Consider the following 15,048-nt stretch of genomic DNA (forward strand, 5'->3'; position numbering starts at 1 on the left):
GCAATTATAACTAATTATGATAAAATACTAGAATTTAAAGGTAGATTATGACAAACACTCAAATAGCAAAAATTTCACTCATCACCATAGCAATTGCTTGGGGAGCGACATTTTTGCCGATACAATATATGCTTAAAAATATAAATGTCCCAAGCTTTTTATTTTTTAGATTTTTAATTTCTGCTATTTTACTTTGGATAATATCTTTTAAAATAGGCATAAAATTTGACAAAACATCAACTAAATTCGGTATTATTTTAGGTGTTTTTATGTTTTTAGACTTTATGTTTCAAACTTATGGTCTAAACTATACTTTTAGCTCAACTGTTGCATTTATAATAGGATTAAATGTCGTAATAGTGCCATTTTTAATGTATTTTATATTTAAAATACATCTTAGCTTTAATGCAATTTTAGGAGCCGTAATGGCAGTTTTGGGACTGTTTTTACTAAGTGGAACAAGTGGTTTAAGGCTTGGGTTTGGCGAAGTATTAAGCCTTATTTCAGCTTTTGCTTATGCGCTTCATGTTGTTTACACAGGCAGGTTTGCTAAAGCTTGCAACATTTATATACTACTAATAACTCAATTTTTTACAATGAGTTTTTTAACGCTTATTTATGCTCTATTTTTTGCAACTCCTAGCAAAAACTCTTTAAATTTATTTGGAGGATTTGAAATTTGGCTAAGTGTAAATTTTGTATACATGATAATATTTACTGCTGTTTTTGCTACAGTAATTGCCTTTTTTGTGCAAACAAAAGCTCAAATCTATCTAACGCCAACACAAACTTCGCTAATTTTAATTTTAGAGCCAGTAAGTGCTGGATTTATTGGATACTTTATAGGAAATGAGCTTTTAAGCAAAGCTCAAATTTTTGGAGCAATTCTCATAATAACTGCAATTTTAATAAATGAGCTTAATCTAACCAAATTTATAAGAAAGTTCACTAGACGAATTTTTTAAGATACTTTAGCTAGTTTTTTATAAATTGCTACACAAAAAAACACTAAAGATGCAATTATTATAATACTTGCACCACTTGTTAGATTAAATTTATAACTAATTATTAGACCTATTGTGCATAGTAAAGATGAAATAATACTTGAAAATAACATCATCTCACCTAATCTTTTTGAAAAATTTTCAGCAATATATGGAGGAATTGTAAGAAGTGCAATAACCAAGATAAGTCCCACGACTTGAATAGTAGAAACAACACAAAGTGCCATCAAAACAACTAAAAGATAATAAATTAATTTTGTTTTTACACCTCTAAGTCCTGCAAATTCCATATCAAAACTTATCGCGCAAAATTGCCTGTAAAAAAGCACTATGAAAAATAGAATTGCTAAATTTACAAATCCTATAAAAATTAAAGTATTTTTATCAATTGCCAAAATAGAGCCAAACAAATAACCCATTAAATCAACATTATATCCTGGAGTTAAATCAATCAATATAATCCCTACAGCCATTCCAAATGCCCAAATAGCACCGATTATTGAATCAAATCTTTCTTTATCTTTTAAGCTCATAAAAGCAACTATTAAAGCTAAAACGATGCTAAATAATGTTGCTCCAAGAAGTGGTGAAAAGCCTAGAAAAAAAGCTAGTCCAATGCCACCGTATGCACCATGAGAAATTCCACCTGCTATAAAAGTCATTTTATTTATAACAACCAGTGAGCCAATTATTCCACATGCTATACTTACTAAAATTCCTCCTAAAAATGCATTTTGCATAAAAGTTAAACTTAACATTTCTTGCATGAACACTCCTTTAAAATCAGCTCAACATCACAAAAATGGCTATGATTTTGCTCTAAATGCTCTAAAAAGTCATTTCGTTTATCTGTACTTATATCATGCATTATGAGTTTTTTATTTACATAGGCTACCTTGTTTGCGTAATTTATAGAAGTATTTAAATCATGGCTTATCATCAAAATTCCAACTCCATTTTCATGTATTTTTTTTAGAATTTCATAAATTTCGATTTGCCCTCTTATATCAATACTTGCAGTTGGCTCATCTAAAAATAACATTTTAGCACCACTTACCAAAGCTCTTGCGATATAAACTCTTTGTCTTTGCCCACCGCTTAGTGCAAAAATTTTCTTTTTATAAAAATCTTGCATACCAACTATTTCAAGTGCTTTTAATGCTTTTTCTTTATCATCTTTTGAATAGAAGAAAAATTTTTTCTTATCTATTCTTCCCATTAAAACTACTTCTAAAACGCTTATTGGAAAAGATTTATTAAGTGGGATTAGTTGAGGAACATAGCCAATTTGTTTTGAAACCTCATTTGGATTTTTATCAAAAATTTTTATCTCACCAGAGTTTGGTTTTAAAAGCCCCAAAAGAAGCTTTAATAATGTGCTTTTTCCACCACCATTTGGACCAATTATACATAAAAAATCTTTCTCATCGTATGTAAAATTAATATTTTCTAAAACTAAATTTTCATCATAACCAAAATTTAAATTTTTAACTTTTATCATAAAGACTCCAAACTCCCAGCTATTAAAAACATAAAAACACCAATAATTAACATAAAAGCTAAACCTAAAAACTCGATATAAATTTTCAAATTTTCAAATTTTGAACTTGTAAATTTGTTTATTCCAGCTCCAAAAATAGCTGCTAAAAAAATAATAAAACTCATACCAAATCCCATAAAAAAAGCACTTAAAAAAGCTACTGCATAGCTTCCAACATTAAAGGCTAATAAAAAAACTAAAATTGTGCCAGGACATGGAATTATAGCTGAACTAAGTGCGATTAACCACTCTTCTTTTTTTGATTTTTTATTTTTTTTAAAATCTATTGGGTGAAATTTTAGAGTTGATATATTTGAGTTGTTCAAATTTAAAGTGTTTAGATTAGAATTAAAAATTTCACTTTTTTTTGGGTTTTTGCTTTTACAACTTATACATCCACATTCTTTTGGGTGATTATTGTTTGCAAGAAATCTTATTTTTTGTATAAACATATAAATTGCAATTAAAATTATCATTAAAGATGAAATTTGTGTTGTTAGCTTAATAGTATTTGACGATATGCTTCCTGCAACTATGTCTATTACAAACACAGTTATTAAAACGATTAAAAAAGCTCCAATTACATGAAAAAAACCTATTTTTAGAGCAAATTTAAAACTTTTTAAATAATTTCCTCCATTTGCTAAAAAATAGCTAGTTGTTAAAACCTTTGCATGTCCTGGACCTGCTGCGTGAAAAAAACCATACAAAAACGATATAAAAATAACACTAATTATAAGCTTTAAACTTAACTCATTTGTGCTTTTTGTAAAAATAGCCTTTAATTTTTCAAGTGAATTTATAGCAGTTTTATCTATAAAATTTAGTTTTTTTGTATTGTTGTCTATCCCACTGTTATCAACAAGATCTTTTAAATTTTTTTGAATTTTTACAGGGACTTTTCCACTTTCAAAAAGAGCAAAATTTGCTCCTAAATTTGAGTTAAATTCAATATGCAAATCATCATTTACTCTAACTGCATCGCTATTTAAAAAAGTAAAGTTAAAATAACCATTTTCATCATAAGCTGTTGTTTTAAAAACTCTATTTTTTTGAATTTTAACACCTATATTTTGCTTAAATTTAAAAACAATTCTTCCATCCTCCATTACAGTTTTTGCATCACTAAAATTACCTTCTATTAAATTTGACTCACCATTTGGCATATCATACCACTGAAAATTCATCAAAAAGTTTTTATCACCTACATAGTTAAGCATTGCAAAATTTACTTCATCGAGTTCATTTTTTTCAAGTTTTGAATTTTCGTTAAAGTCATATCCCTGAAGTGTAAGATCTGTAAAATTTTGAGAAAATATCCATGAAATTTCGATATTTTTAAGAGTGTCTTTTTCTGTATTAAAATTTAAAAAAACATGTGCAGTTGGTGTCATCAAGGCACACAACGCACAAGCTAGAATTTGCGTCTTAACAAAAATTAAAAGTGTTACAAATATCCTCATTTTAAACCTTTTGTTTTACGCATATTTTAAGTTTTTATTTTAAATTTATTTTAAAAATTTGGCAAAAATATCTACTGTTTTTTGCATTTCGCTAAGCCAATTTTCAGGCAATTGGTCTATTTCAACAACTTTTGCTCCGGTTTGTTTTGCTACCATATTTGCTGCTTTTTTAGAAAACTGAGGAGCAACAAAGATAACTTTTATCTCCTCATCTTTTGCTTTATTTATAAGCTCTTTTAAATCAGCTGGCTTTGGCTCTTTTCCCTCTATTTCTATAGGAATTTGAACAAGATTATAACGAGCTGCAAAATACCCCCAAGATGGGTGATAAACCATAAACTTATTTGATTTTAAATTTTTTAATTTCTTGGCTGTATTTTTATCAAAACTATCTAAATCTTTGTTAAATTTATTTAAATTTGATTCAAAAAGCTCTTTGTTTTTAGGGTATTTTTTAATTAATGCATTTGCAATATTTACAGCTTGTTTTTTTACAAGTGATGGATCTAGCCAAATGTGTGGATCAACTCCACCGTGATCGTGAATTACACCTTGATCATCATGGTGATTATGATCAGCATGACTTTCATGATCGTGTGAATCATGATCGTGATGATGATGAGCCATCATAGGAATTTTTTTTATATTTTCATCTGTATTTATAACAACCAAATTTGGAAATTGTTTTTGTAGTCTTGGAAGCCAAATTTCATCAAATTCCATTCCTACAGCAAAATGAAGTTCGCTCTTTTCAACACTTTTCATTTGGTTTGGTTTTGGCTCGTAAGTATGCGGATCAGCTCCTTTTTCTACTAAACTTACAACTTCTAAACTATCTCCTGCGATACGCTCAACAAAGTATTTTGTAGGCAAAATCGTAGTTGTAACTAAAGGCTTTGCAAAAGCTCCTAAACAACTGATTAAAGTGAAAAAAAATAATTTTTTCATACTTTATCCTCTCCTTAATAAAAAATTTTGAAAAAGTATATCAAACACAACTTAGTTGCAACTTAAATTTACGCAACTAGGTTGCATTTTTACTATTATTTTATCAATTTTATGATATTATTATCAAATTAAGGATTTTAAAATGGATGTAAAAAAATTTTTATTAAACCACGATATAAAACCAACAGCTTTTAGAAATTCTCTTGTAAAAATTTTAAAAACCGCTAACAAACCTGTTAGTTATGATGAGATAGTAAATCTTACAAATGCTAATAAAACCACAGTTTATAGGAACTTAGACCTACTTGAAGAAAAAGGAATTTTAATCTCAAGTATGGCTAACAACAAAAATTTTTATGAGTTAGCAGATCATGCGAAAGCTTATTTTGTTTGTGAAAAATGTCATAAAATGGAAGAAATATCAATGCCAAATTTAAAATTTAAAAACGTTAAAAGTGTTGTTGTAAAAGGAACTTGTGATGAATGTTCAAAATAAAAATAGCAATATAAAAAATAGTGAAATTTGGGATAAAAAAGCTAAAAGCTATAGTAAATTTGATGGAAATTTGACTGAGTTTCAAATAAGGTTTTTTAAAATTTTAAAAGATTTTGGTGTTAATTTTAAGAATAAAACTTTAGTTGATATAGGGTGTGGGACTGGGATTTATTCACTTTATTTAGCTGGAATTTGCAAAATGGTTTTGGGTGTAGATAGCTCAACAAAAATGCTCGAAGAGTTAAATTTTAAAAAAACTGAGTTTAAAATAAACAACTTTAAAACAATAAACTCTGATTTTAAAAATTTCCAAACCGCTGATAAATTTGATATCGCATTTTTAACTATGAGTCCAGCTTTACAAAGCGAGGATGATTTTAAAAAATTTATGAATTTAGGAAATTTAAGAATTTATCTAAATTGGCAGGAATTTAAGATTTCTACGATGTTGGAGCCGTTTTATAAGCTTTACAATAGAAAAACAAAAGATAAAAATAAAGCTGTGATTTTAAAAAACTGGCTTGATGAAAATAAAATTGCTTACAAAACTGAGATTTTAGAAGAAGTTCGCATCTCAAATAGGACTTTTGATGAAGCATTTGAAAACACAATCTGGCATTTAGAAATAAGTGATGTCAAATTTGATAAAAATGAAATCAAAAACACTCTTTTAAAAATGCAAAAAGATGGCTTTATAAAAGATGTGATAAAAAGCAAAATGAGAGTTTTAGTGTTTTAAATGAACGAAATAATCTTTATAGACACAGAAATTGGTAAAAATGACAAGAAGCTGTATGAATTTGGTGCTGTCTTTAAAGATGATTCTATAAAAACAAATGAGATTTTAAAAGCTGATTTTTTCTTAAAAAAGCATAGTTTTGAGTTTGTTTGTGGGCATAATTTTATAGATCATGATGGAATTTATTTATCATCAACTATTTTAAATGATAATTTAAAAGATAAATTTATCATTGATACACTTTTTCTTTCCATGCTTCTTTTTCCAAATAAAAAAACTCATAAATTATTAAAGCCATATAAAACCACATTAAATATACAAAATAACCCACTTGGAGATGCTTTCCAAACAAAAGCTCTTTTTGAATTATTGGATGCTAAATTTAATAGTCTAAACGATAAAATAAAGCAAATTTTTATAAATTTGCTTTATGAAAATAAATATTTTAATGGCTATTTTGTATATAAAAATTTAGAACCTAAAGAAATTGACATTTATGAAATTATACAAAACGATGTAAAGTGCAAAGAAGATGATATCTTACTTCTTGCCGATACAATGCCTATTGAGCTTGCTTTTATAATTTCATTTTTGCACACAGATAGAAAAGCTGCAATTTCACACATCATAATAAATAAATTTCCAAACATTTCTTGGATCATAAAAAATATATGTTTTGATTTAAAAAGCACCGATATTTCTAAATTTGCACTCAATGAGTTTGGTTTTAATACTTTTAAAGAATTTGAAAATATTAATGAGGGGTTATTTAAAATTTCACAAAAAGATATTATAAATTCTACTTTAAATGACAATTCTATTCTTGCAATTCTTCCAACGGGTGGTGGAAAAACTTTTACTTTTCAACTTCCAGCTTTAATTAAAGCACAAGCTTACAATGCCTTGACTGTTGTTATTTCACCACTTCAGGCTTTGATGAAAAATCATGTTGATAGCTTTAAAGAAAAAAATCAAAACTTTAGCGTAAAAGCAATAAGTGGCTATTTAAGCCCGGTTGAAAGATCTGATATAATAACTCAAATTTCAAACGGCACAGTTGATATTTTGTATCTAGCACCAGAGGCATTAAGATCAAATTCTATTTTTAATGCATTAAAGTGTAGAATGATAGATAGATTTGTTATTGATGAGGCACACTGCTTTTCATCTTGGGGGCACGATTTTAGACACGATTATCACTATATCGCAACTTTCATAAATGAATTAAATCAAAGCTCAAATATGCAAGAAAATATACCCGTTTCTTGTTTTACAGCCACCGCTAAACCAGAGGTTATAAATGATATAAAAGAGTATTTTTTCAAAAATATGAAAATAGAATTTGATGAGTTTTTAGCTTCTTCAAAAAGAGAGAATTTAGAATATGAGGCAATAGAAGTAAAAGATGAGAATGAAAAATATGAAAAATTAATAAAAACAATTCAAAATTTAGGAAAAATACCAACAATAATCTATCTTCCACAAAATGCAAAAGGCTGCAAAGAGTTAAGTCAAAAGCTAATAGAAGATGCAAGACTTGAGTATTTAAATTTAAGCATTGAACCATTTTATGCAAAAATTGATGAAGAAATAGAACTAAAAACTAGAAAGGGAAGAAACAAAAGCGAAATTTTAAAGGATTTTATAGATGATAAAATAGACATAGTAGTTGCAACAACAGCTTTTGGAATGGGAATTGATAAACCGAATATAAAAGCTGTAATTCATTACAGTCAATCAGATAGCCTTGAAGCATATTTGCAAGAATCAGGTCGTGGTGCAAGAAGTAGTGATATTGTAGCCAAATGCATAATCTTATATCAAAGAGATGATTTTGATAAAATTTTTCAAAAACTAAATTCAAATAAAATTGATGCTGAAGAAATTCAATCAATAGTCAAAACTTTAAAAAATAAAAAAATAAATCCAGTCTACATATCGCCAAAAACACTTGCTAAGAACTCAGGAATAAATTTAGAACTTGATTATGAAAATATTGTAAAAACTGCACTTTTAGAGCTTGAAAGATGTGAAATTTTAAAACGAGATAGGGATAAATATACAATTTGTGGTTCATCTTTAGTAGATAAAGAAAAAAGAAATATGAATTATATAAGAAATTTACTAGAAAGCAAAAAAGAAAAATATTTAACAATTTTTAATTATATGATTATGATAATGCAAAATATCATACAAAAAAGCAAGACCGAGCCAGTCGAAATAGACACATTATCAAGCAATATTGGAATTAGCAATAAAGATACTTTTGAGGCAATTTATGCACTTCAAAAAGAGAATTTAATAAATTATGATAATGATATTTCAGTTTTAATAAACAAAAAAGTAAAAAATGAATTTTTAAATCATTTAAGGCTTGAAAATCAAATTTTTGACTACATATTAGAAAAGAAAAAATTTGATATACGAGACATTGAAAATAAAAATAGCAAAAAAATTATAAAAATTAAAAAAATTATCCAAAGTTTTTCACATTTGTCAAAAATTCACAACCAAACTCTAAATGTTTATTTTTATAACTTTTTTGCCAATATAGAATTAGAAGATGAAAAATCTTTTAAAATTTTATTAATACAAAGGCAAGAAATTTGCAAAACTATACTTTTTGAAATTTTAAATTTTTTAAAAGAAGATGAAAAAGAGATAGAGTTTGCATCTATGAAGCTTCAAAGCAAACTTGGCATAAAAACTGAATTTTTCCATCACTGCCTTGTTTATTTACATCAAATTTTAAAGAATTTTGAACTTAGAAAAGGAAGATTAATTTATTATAAAGCTTATAAAATAGAGCTTTTAGATAAAATAAATGAAAATACTCCGTATCAAAAAAGAAGAGATTATAATCAAACTTTAGCAAAATACTATGAAAGAAAAATAGAAGCTGTGCACATACAGGCTAAATTTTTAGAGCTCTTAACTAACAAAGATAAAAGTGTTAGTGAGTTTATAAAAGATTATTTTAGTCTAGAGTATGAAAAATTTAAGAAAAGATATAATTTTGATAAAAATATAAAACTTCCAATTACCAAAACTAAGTTAAATCAAATTTTATCATCTTTAAGCATTGAACAAAAAGCAGTATTTGAAGATGATAAAAGCAATTCTATTATGGTTTTAGCAGGTCCTGGAAGCGGAAAGACTAAAACATTAGTCCATAAAATTGCTTCATTAATAACGAAGGAAGGCTTTAAGGCAGAATATTTTTTAATGCTTGCACACTCAAGAACTGCTGTTGATGAATTTAAAACTAGGCTTAAAAATCTAATTGGCAATCAAATTTACAAGGTTAAAATTTATACTTTTCATGCGTTTGCCTTAAATCTATTATCTTATAAATACAGTGAGGATGAGTTAAATAATGCCATTGCAAATGCTACAAAAGCCTTACAAAATAAAGATGTAGAGCTTCCTTTAATTCAAATGTTGGTTCTTGATGAGTATCAAGACATAGGAATTAAAAGCTATGAGTTTATAAAAGAAATTTATAAAAACATGCCAAATGACAAAAAAATAATTGCAGTTGGAGATGATGATCAATGCATTATGGATTTTGGTGATAATAAAGCTGATATTAAATTTATTAACGAGTTTAAAAATGATTTTTCTACAAATTATAAAGCTTACAATCTACTAACAAATTATCGAAGTTGTTATAACCTAGTTAGTTTTTCTAATGCTTTTAGAAATGAGTTTAAAGAAAAATTAAAATATGAAAATTTAATCTCAAACTCTAAGAATATGGGAGATATTGTATTACTACAAACAAATGATTATATAACTAACCTACTAACTAATTTAGATACTGACAAACAAAGTGCCATCATAGCAAAAACAAATAAAGAAGTGCTTGATATTTACTCTTTTTTACTCCAAAAAAATATAAAAGCAAAACTTTTAACAGATAAAAATGGTTTTAGGCTTGGAAATTTGATAGAATTGAGAGCTTTTTTGGAATATTTTTATGAATTTAGTTTTAAAACCGCTCTTGATAAATTTATAAAAAATTTTAATAACTCTTCAAATCTAGCACTTGCGCTCGAAGTAATAGAAAAGTTTCAAAACGAATATGATATGAATGAAAATGAAAAATATCTTAAAAAAGCCTTTAAAGAATTTATAGAAGATATCGATTTTGATGAGTTTGAAAATACAAAATCAAATGTAACAATTTCTACTATGCATAAAGCCAAAGGTAAAGAATTTGACAGTGTTCATCTTTGCTTTAAAGATAAAATAGACAATGAATACGATAAAAGGCTTTTGTATGTTGCAGTAACAAGAGCAAAAAAATCACTTTTTATCTATTCTAAAAATGAAATTTTTCTAAAATATAAAAGTTATTTTACTAAAATATTAGATTTTAAAAATAGCTTTTATACTCCTAAAAATATAACTTTAACAATGGGGTTAAGTGATGTCAATCTATCAGGATATGATTTATTTCTAAGAATCAAAAAGTTAAATTTACAAGCCGGTCAAGAAGTTAGAGTAGATGCCCAAGGAATTTTTAGCGGAGAATTTTGTATTGGAAAGTTTTCACAAAAATTTAAAAAAGAGATAGAAAAATATGAAACTCAAGGTTATAAATTAAATCAAAAATCTAAAATACAATATATTGTAGTTTGGTATAGCAAGGAAAAAAATAGTGAATTTAGAATAGCTTTATGTAAACTAAAAATGAATTTATAAAATTTTAAACGAATTTTCAAGGATGGAATAAAGTAAATTATTTTATTGAAAGGATTTTAAAGACTAGCACTCTAAAGTGATATTTTAAACCAATTAAACTTAGAAAAAACTTGTAATTTTTCTTAATTTTAATATATAGTGTAGAAGGCCATGCAAAAGCATTTAATAAATAAAATTATGAAATTATTTACAAAGAAGGCGGTGAAGGATTTTTAGGTGCGATTGCTGTTATAGTCTTTATAGCGTTTTTCTTCTCTGTTATTGCTGGAAGTTAAAGGCGGAAAATTCCGCCTTTTTTATCTTAATACTCTTTGAAGTATTTTTGAATTTTATCTTTATCGCTTGTTTTTGTTAAAGCAACCATTAATAAAACTCTAGCTTTTTGGACATTTAAGTTATCAGCTGTTAAAAAGCCGTATTTTGCATCATCAACCTCAGCACCAACGCTAGTTGAACCACTTCCTACTCTACTTCCTCTAACAACTACAACGCCTTGTTTTACAGCCTCAGCCAAAGCTTTTTCAACACTTGGATAAGGGTTTCCATTTCCCATACCAGCTAGAACTATACCTTTTGCACCGTTTTTAACAGCAGTTTCTACAAAATCAGGAGTATCCTCTGTATGTCCATATACTATATCAACTCTTGGTAGACTTTCAAGACCTTTTACACTAAATTCTGAATTTACAGTGTGTTTTTTAACTGGAGCAAGATAGTAATTTACTATGCCATAATTTACAGTTCCGATATTTCCTGTATTTACTGATTTGAAAGTATCAACTGCAGTTGTGTTTGTTTTAGTAACTTCTCTAGCAGCATGAATTTTATCGTTCATTACAACTAAAACACCTTTTCCAACACTGTTTTTATCCATAGCAACATTTACAGCATTATAGATGTTTAAAGGACCATCAGCACTCATTGAAGTTCCACTTCTCATAGCACCTACAAAAACAACTGGTTTTTTGCTTTTTGTAACTAGGTTTAGGAAATAAGCACTTTCTTCCATTGTGTCAGTTCCGTGAGTTATAACTATACCATCAACACTCTTATCTGATAAAAGCTCATTTACTCTATTAGCAAGCTTTAACCAAACTTCATTGTTCATCTCTTGTGAACCAATATTTGAAATTTGCTCACCTTTAATAGTAGCAATTTCATTGATTTGTGGAACTGCAGCAATTAGTTTATCAACTGTAACTGTTCCTGAAGTATAACTTCCACTTAACGCACTTTCTCCAGCACCAGCAATAGTTCCGCCTGTTGCTAAAATGTAAATAGTTGGCTTTGCAAAAAGCATAGTTGTTCCTAACAGCATAAAAAATGCTAATTTTTTTAAAATCTTCATGTATTACCTCCTTGTAAAGATTTTTTATTTTATGTATTTTATCCAAAAATTTTATAAATGTCTTCTAATAAGAAATATTTTGCCTCAACTTCATTTTTATAAAATGGAACAAAGGTTTCATTAAATACCTTTCTAAAAAATCCTTGTTTGCTAAGTTTTACCATTTCATTATTTACAGCGTCTAAAAGCTCACTATTTCCTTTTTTAACACCAATACCTAAAAAACTATTAAAACCCAAATTTCGCATTCCTTTTGGGACAATATAGCTTCTATCAACTATACCATACGCCATAACAACTAAATTATCATCTATATAAGCATCGGCTTTATTATCCTTTAATGTTCTATATGCCTCAATAGATCCTTTTGTTTTTATAACTTTTGCTCCAGGAATTTTTTTAACATAATCTTCCATTGTGGTTCCTTCTTGAATAACAATGGTTTTGTAATTTAAGTCTTTTTCCAAATTTAAAGGCTTATCTTTACTACTTATAGCACCCATTGCCACGGCAAAATATGGCAATGAAAAATCAACCTTTTTCTTTCTTTCATCGGTTTCAGTAAAACTTGCTATTACGATATCAACTTGGTTATTTTGCAAGAATTTAATTCTTTCGTTTCCACTCTCAATACCAACTAAGGTTACTTTTCCACCATTTCCAACAATGTTTGAGCCAATAGCCTTTGCCATATTAACTTCGAAACCCTCAAACTCTCCTTGATCTAGACTTGAATAAGGAGGTTGATTTGTCCAAACACCAATTTTTATTTCGCCATTTTTGCGAATCTCATCTAGACTACTGCCAAAAGTAAACGTTGCTGCAAGTAAAAATAAAAATGTTATCTTTTTCATATTTCTCTTTCTTTATTTTTTTCAAATAGATATTTATAAAAGCATATATATTTAACACACTAAGACTAATAAACTATTCAAACCGAATTATACTAATTTTTTAAGAATTTAGCAAGATTATAAGTGACTAATTAGAAAAATAATTTTATATTTGTTTCGACTAATAAAAATAATTATTAAAATATTAGAGATTTAGCTATACTTAAAATTTTTAAGCTATTAAAAATATACGAAATTTGCTAGATTAAAATATTGAATATTTTGATAAGATTTACTATTTGATTTTTTTTGAAAATATACTTAAAAGTTTAGGCATAATAAATTTTTTGTCAATCAAATTTACTAGCGCCAGTGTAATTCTACCTCTGTTTATGAGCTGTAGTTCTTCGGAAATTTCCAAGCCCGGATCAGATTTTAAAAGTTTTAATTTTGCCATCTCTACTCTTAGCTTAGTGTCTTTTTTATCTACTACATAGCTTTTTCCATCAAGCATAGCAACTACTTCATTTAGTTTTTTTCTTACTTTTTTGTTTTCCATAAATACACCATATAAATAATAAATGACAATAAAAAAGCCACACCAGAGGTTAGAAAATAAGCTCCAAGTTTGCCAACCCACATTTGAAAAGCTAAATTTAAACCAAGAAGTAAGAAAATAAAACCCACAACTGCAATGATTGCAACGACGCACAAGGCTATGATATTTCCAGCACTTTTTACAAAAGAAGCTCTTATATCATCGGCTTGTGCCTCTACTAGTTCGACAACTGAGATTAAAAACTCAGAAATGCTAAAACCAGCCATTATTTCCTAAACAACCAACCAAGTACAAAACCAACAGCAAGGGTAATGCCAACGCTCTTTAAAGGTTCGTCTTTAATGTTTTTGCTAACATAATCAACCCCATCTTTTCCCTTACTCTTTAGCTCATCAATTGCTTTTTCAATATCTTCGATTGACATACTGCTGTCTATTTTATTTTTTGCATCTTTAAGAGCTTCCTTGCCAGAATCTTTGATTGATTTTGCCATATCTTTTAACTCTTGTTTTAAGCTATCAATTTCTTTTTTCATAGCATTAACATCTACTGTTTCTTGTGCTGCCATTTTTTACTCCTTATAAAATATATCTATTGAATTACTTGACATTATAGGACTTAATAGTAAATTGTTATAAAACAAAAATATTAGTATCTAACACCATTTTGTTTTAGAAAATCTCTTAAATCATCATATTCTGAACTTGTTAAATATCTCCATTTTCCAGGCTTTAACATCCCCAAATCAACCCTTCCAAAACTAACTCTTTTTAGTTCCATAACTTCTAGATCAAAGCATCCAAAAAAGCGTCTTAGCTCTCTATTTTGACCCTCATTTATAATGACTTTTAGTTTTGTATAACCACCACTTGATCCAAGCACCGAGTAGGCCAAAAAAGGCTTAAATTCCATTGATTTGATCTGCGTTTTTTCATGTGCTCCTTTTGTAGCATCTTTGGCAAAAAAGCCCTCTCTCATCGCTGTTATAACATCATCAGTTACTTCGCCCTTTACCTTTAGATAATACATTCTTTCAATATCGCTTCTCATTAAAGCCTCAGCTATAGCAGGTGCATCAGTAAGCAGTAAAAGTCCTTCGCTAGCAAAGTCAAGTCTTCCAACACTTATAAACTTACTAAAACCTTTCGGCAAGGTATCGAATATTGTTTTTCTACCCCTATCATCACGTTTTGTAACTAACTCACCTTTTTGTTTGTTATAAACAATAACTGAAAACTCAGTTTTTTTCTTAACCAAACGTCCATTTATCTTGATTTTATCTTCATAGCTAACTTCTACAAAATCACTAACAACTCTTCCATTCACACTAACTTTTCCACTTTTTATAAACTCGTCTGCTTCACGGCGTGAGTAGCTTGTGTTGTGCGAAATGAACTTATTAATTCTCATT

14 protein-coding genes are annotated in these 15,048 nt (G+C 27.9%); 4 read left to right on the plus strand and 10 right to left on the minus strand.

Going from position 1 to position 15,048, the window contains the following annotated elements; genetic code table 11:
- Window positions 1-47 precede the first annotated feature (47 nt).
- Entirely contained in the window at window positions 48-965 is a 918-nt protein-coding gene (locus HMPREF9309_RS01935; RefSeq protein WP_016646242.1) for a DMT family transporter, read from the plus strand.
- On the opposite strand, the gene HMPREF9309_RS01940 is transcribed toward HMPREF9309_RS01935, so the two are convergent.
- From HMPREF9309_RS01940 to HMPREF9309_RS01955, 4 genes are read right to left on the minus strand one after another with little or no spacing between them, the layout of a single operon-like run.
- Entirely contained in the window at window positions 962-1,771 is an 810-nt protein-coding gene (locus tag HMPREF9309_RS01940; protein WP_016646243.1) for a metal ABC transporter permease, read from the minus strand. The two genes, HMPREF9309_RS01935 and HMPREF9309_RS01940, sit on opposite strands and share 4 nt — an antisense overlap.
- Window positions 1,756-2,505, minus strand: a complete 750-nt coding sequence (locus HMPREF9309_RS01945; RefSeq protein ID WP_016646244.1) for a metal ABC transporter ATP-binding protein — start codon at window positions 2,503-2,505, stop codon at window positions 1,756-1,758. Before HMPREF9309_RS01945 ends, HMPREF9309_RS01940 begins: the two co-directional genes overlap by 16 nt.
- The gene (locus HMPREF9309_RS01950; protein ID WP_016646245.1) at window positions 2,502-4,007 is read right to left on the minus strand and encodes a HoxN/HupN/NixA family nickel/cobalt transporter; all 1,506 of its coding nucleotides are present in this window, start codon (window positions 4,005-4,007) and stop codon (window positions 2,502-2,504) included. The genes HMPREF9309_RS01945 and HMPREF9309_RS01950 overlap by 4 nt, the downstream gene beginning before the upstream one ends.
- Before the next feature lie 45 nt (window positions 4,008-4,052).
- The gene (locus HMPREF9309_RS01955; protein ID WP_016646246.1) at window positions 4,053-4,955 is read right to left on the minus strand and encodes a metal ABC transporter solute-binding protein, Zn/Mn family; all 903 of its coding nucleotides are present in this window, start codon (window positions 4,953-4,955) and stop codon (window positions 4,053-4,055) included.
- A 142-nt stretch (window positions 4,956-5,097) separates the two neighbouring features.
- On the opposite strand from HMPREF9309_RS01955, the gene HMPREF9309_RS01960 reads away from it, so the two are divergent.
- The 3 genes from HMPREF9309_RS01960 to HMPREF9309_RS01970 are packed head-to-tail and all read left to right on the plus strand — an operon-like array spanning window position 5,098 to window position 10,897.
- On the plus strand, window positions 5,098-5,451 hold the full coding sequence (locus tag HMPREF9309_RS01960) for a Fur family transcriptional regulator (protein ID WP_016646247.1): 354 nt from the start codon (window positions 5,098-5,100) through the stop codon (window positions 5,449-5,451).
- Window positions 5,435-6,190, plus strand: a complete 756-nt coding sequence (locus HMPREF9309_RS01965) for a class I SAM-dependent methyltransferase (protein ID WP_016646248.1) — start codon at window positions 5,435-5,437, stop codon at window positions 6,188-6,190. Before HMPREF9309_RS01960 ends, HMPREF9309_RS01965 begins: the two co-directional genes overlap by 17 nt.
- On the plus strand, window positions 6,191-10,897 hold the full coding sequence (locus HMPREF9309_RS01970) for a RecQ family ATP-dependent DNA helicase (RefSeq protein WP_016646249.1): 4,707 nt from the start codon (window positions 6,191-6,193) through the stop codon (window positions 10,895-10,897).
- A gap of 301 nt (window positions 10,898-11,198) precedes the next feature.
- Here HMPREF9309_RS01970 and HMPREF9309_RS01975 read toward each other — a convergent pair whose 3' ends face one another.
- The 6 genes from HMPREF9309_RS01975 to HMPREF9309_RS02000 form a co-directional block, all read right to left on the minus strand.
- A complete protein-coding gene (locus tag HMPREF9309_RS01975; RefSeq protein WP_016646250.1) occupies window positions 11,199-12,245 on the minus strand; it encodes a type II asparaginase in 1,047 nt (348 codons plus the stop codon).
- Between the two features lie 38 nt (window positions 12,246-12,283).
- Entirely contained in the window at window positions 12,284-13,099 is an 816-nt protein-coding gene (locus HMPREF9309_RS01980; protein ID WP_016646251.1) for a transporter substrate-binding domain-containing protein, read from the minus strand.
- Window positions 13,100-13,373: 274 nt separating this feature from the next.
- Window positions 13,374-13,637, minus strand: coding sequence for a hypothetical protein (locus HMPREF9309_RS01985; protein WP_016646252.1), 264 nt, complete (start codon window positions 13,635-13,637; stop codon window positions 13,374-13,376).
- Entirely contained in the window at window positions 13,619-13,903 is a 285-nt protein-coding gene (locus tag HMPREF9309_RS01990) for a hypothetical protein (protein WP_016646253.1), read from the minus strand. The genes HMPREF9309_RS01985 and HMPREF9309_RS01990 overlap by 19 nt, the downstream gene beginning before the upstream one ends.
- Window positions 13,903-14,205 (minus strand): ElaB/YgaM/YqjD family protein, encoded by a 303-nt coding sequence (locus HMPREF9309_RS01995; RefSeq protein WP_016646254.1) that lies wholly within the window; start codon window positions 14,203-14,205, stop codon window positions 13,903-13,905. Before HMPREF9309_RS01995 ends, HMPREF9309_RS01990 begins: the two co-directional genes overlap by 1 nt.
- Before the next feature lie 80 nt (window positions 14,206-14,285).
- Window positions 14,286-15,047 (minus strand): pseudouridine synthase, encoded by a 762-nt coding sequence (locus tag HMPREF9309_RS02000; RefSeq protein WP_196799672.1) that lies wholly within the window; start codon window positions 15,045-15,047, stop codon window positions 14,286-14,288.
- Window position 15,048 lies beyond the last annotated feature (1 nt).

Origin of the sequence: Campylobacter ureolyticus ACS-301-V-Sch3b, assembly GCF_000413435.1 — a bacterium.
GTDB classification, from domain to species: Bacteria; Campylobacterota; Campylobacteria; order Campylobacterales; family Campylobacteraceae; genus Campylobacter_B; species Campylobacter_B ureolyticus_A.